This is a genomic window from Mesorhizobium sp. M7A.F.Ca.CA.002.05.1.1, from assembly GCF_003998335.1.
Taxonomy (GTDB): domain Bacteria; phylum Pseudomonadota; class Alphaproteobacteria; order Rhizobiales; family Rhizobiaceae; genus Mesorhizobium.
On record NZ_RZQI01000934.1, the window covers coordinates 1 to 2,269 of the forward strand.

Consider the following 2,269-nt stretch of genomic DNA (forward strand, 5'->3'; position numbering starts at 1 on the left):
CGGGTTGGGCCCATAGCCCTCGAAAATACGATCCGGAATGTAGATTTCCGACGGCACCGAGAAATGCGTGAGGAACCGCTTCAGCAAGGCCGACGAGGCGGCGCCGTCGACATCATAGTCGCCGAAGATCGCCACCTTTTCCTTGGCCATCACCGCGGCGGCGATGCGGGCCGCCGCCCTGTCCATGTCGGTCAGCGATGCCGGATCCGGCAGAAGATCGCGGATCGTCGGGTCGAGAAACCGCTCGGTCTGTTCGGCGGTAACACCACGGCCGGCAAGCACCCGCGCGACGATGTCGGGCACGCCATGGCCTTGCGCGATGGCGAGCGCAATCATGTCCTGGCGTTCTGTCAGCCGATGTTCCCAGGAAATCCCTGATACTGACTGCCTGACATCGAGGAAGAGGCGTTTTTCGCCGGTCATACGCTTTGCCAACTCATCGTTGGCCGCACGATAATGCATGTCGCCCATAAGTGGGCAGCGGTTTTGGGGCGACGACCTGCATTGGCAACAATTTTAAGCGCGTCGCGTTCACGCGACGCTCTATAGGCCAAAGGCAGGCAAAGCCAAGCGATTCACGGATGTGCGCCGTCCCGGAATAGGTCAAGAAAACTACGCTTTCCGCTTTTCAGCCTGGCGCCGAAGCCATTCGTCGGCCGCATCGCCCATCGTCTTTTCCACACCGTCCTTGAGCCAGGCCATGAAAGGCCGGTCAAACCTGAATGCATCGCCGCATTCCCGGATGAGAAAGCGACGCACATTCTGGGTGTTGCGATAGAACTTTGTGATGGCGGTGGCACGCGAAATCGGATCCGCATGCCAGTCGAACGGTTCCATCGTCAAATCCTTGCAGCCAGCATCGGATGCGCCCGAATGGCTAGCAATTGCAAGGTGGCTTCGCAAGCGAGCGTCAGAACTTATCCAGATCCTGATGGCGGGCCTTGATCTCGCGCACCGTCCGCGACGACGAGCGCAGCACGATCGTGTGGGTGGTGATGTAATTGTGGCCGAATTTGACGCCAGCCAGCATGTTGCCGTCGGTGACACCGGTGGCCGCGAACAGCACATCGCCGCGCGCCATGTCCTCCGTCCGATAGACCCGTTTCGGATTGGAAATACCCATCTTTGCCGCGCGAGCAACCTTTTCCGGCGTGTCGAGGATCAGCCTGCCTTGCATCTGGCCGCCGGTGCAGCGCAGCGCGGCAGCGGCCAGCACGCCCTCTGGTGCGCCGCCAGTGCCGAGATAGATGTCGATGCCGGTTTCTTCCGGATCCGTGGTGTGGATGACGCCGGCGACATCGCCATCGCCGATCAGCCGGATCGCGGCACCCGTGGCGCGCACGGCATCGATCAGCCTGGCATGACGTGGCCGGTCGAGAATGCAGGTGGTGATATCCGATATGGCCACGCCCTTCGCCCTGGCGAGGCTGGCGATGTTCTCAGCCGCCGAGGCGTCGATGTCGATGACGCCGTCCGCATAGCCCGGACCGATGGCGATCTTGTCCATGTAGACGTCGGGCGCAAACAGCAGGCTGCCCTTTTCGGCGATCGCGATGACCGCGAGTGCATTGGGCAGGTTCTTGGCGCAAATCGTCGTGCCTTCGAGCGGATCGAGCGCGATATCGACGGCCGGACCTTTGCCGGAGCCGACTTCCTCGCCGATGTAGAGCATCGGCGCCTCGTCGCGCTCGCCTTCGCCGATCACCACCGTGCCCTTGATGGCAAGCCGGTTGAGTTCCTGGCGCATGGCGTCGACTGCGACCTGGTCGGCCGCCTTTTCGTCGCCGCGCCCGCGCAGCCTGGCGGCCGCGACGGCGGCTCGTTCGGTGACGCGCACCAGTTCCATGGTGAGTATCCGGTCAAGGCCGGCGACGATGTTCTGGGCCACATTCATCTGGTGATTTCCTCGTTGGCAATGCGGCCTCCCGCCGGAGGCGGCCTGTTTTGTCAAACCAGCATGACAACGGCAAGACCTACCGAGGATTTTATCGAATACCCAACAATATCAATCGATTAAACCGCATCCTTAAACAAGACTGGCCCGATCGCCGTGCGCCGGGCCAGTCTCAAAACGGTAAAAATGGCGGCGTTCGCGGCCTAGAAAACCGCGAGGTATTTGAGCAGTGAAATGATGCCGATGATGATGACGATCACCTGAACTATCTGTCTCATCCGGCCATCGAGCGGCAGGCGTTGAACCAGATAGAGAACGAGGATGATGACGAGGAATGTGATCAGGATGCCGATCAATGCTGATGAAGCCATGGTG

At 60.8% G+C, this 2,269-nt stretch carries 3 protein-coding genes and 1 pseudogene; all 4 read right to left on the minus strand.

What is annotated here, in order from left to right:
* Positions 1-423 (minus strand): annotated as a pseudogene (locus EN939_RS30725) (single-stranded-DNA-specific exonuclease RecJ); the annotation flags it as partial.
* A gap of 189 nt (positions 424-612) precedes the next feature.
* Positions 613-837: a DUF6434 domain-containing protein gene (locus tag EN939_RS30730; protein WP_127271397.1), complete on the minus strand. Its 225-nt coding sequence runs from the start codon at positions 835-837 to the stop codon at positions 613-615.
* Positions 838-910: 73 nt separating this feature from the next.
* Positions 911-1,894: a class II fructose-bisphosphatase gene (gene glpX / locus EN939_RS30735; RefSeq protein ID WP_127271399.1), complete on the minus strand. Its 984-nt coding sequence runs from the start codon at positions 1,892-1,894 to the stop codon at positions 911-913.
* A gap of 203 nt (positions 1,895-2,097) precedes the next feature.
* Positions 2,098-2,265 carry a Thivi_2564 family membrane protein gene (locus tag EN939_RS39875; protein WP_013531988.1) on the minus strand — a complete coding sequence of 56 codons (168 nt, stop codon included), beginning with the start codon at positions 2,263-2,265 and terminating at the stop codon, positions 2,098-2,100.
* Positions 2,266-2,269: the final 4 nt, after the last annotated feature.

What these genes read in the sequence shown, in the direction of transcription:
- EN939_RS30730 (WP_127271397.1), bottom strand. Translation starts at nt 837, where the DNA reads ATGGAACCGTTCGACTGGCATGCGGATCCGATTTCGCGTGCCACCGCC.
- glpX (WP_127271399.1), bottom strand. Translation starts at nt 1,894, where the DNA reads ATGAATGTGGCCCAGAACATCGTCGCCGGCCTTGACCGGATACTCACC.
- EN939_RS39875 (WP_013531988.1), bottom strand. Translation starts at nt 2,265, where the DNA reads ATGGCTTCATCAGCATTGATCGGCATCCTGATCACATTCCTCGTCATC.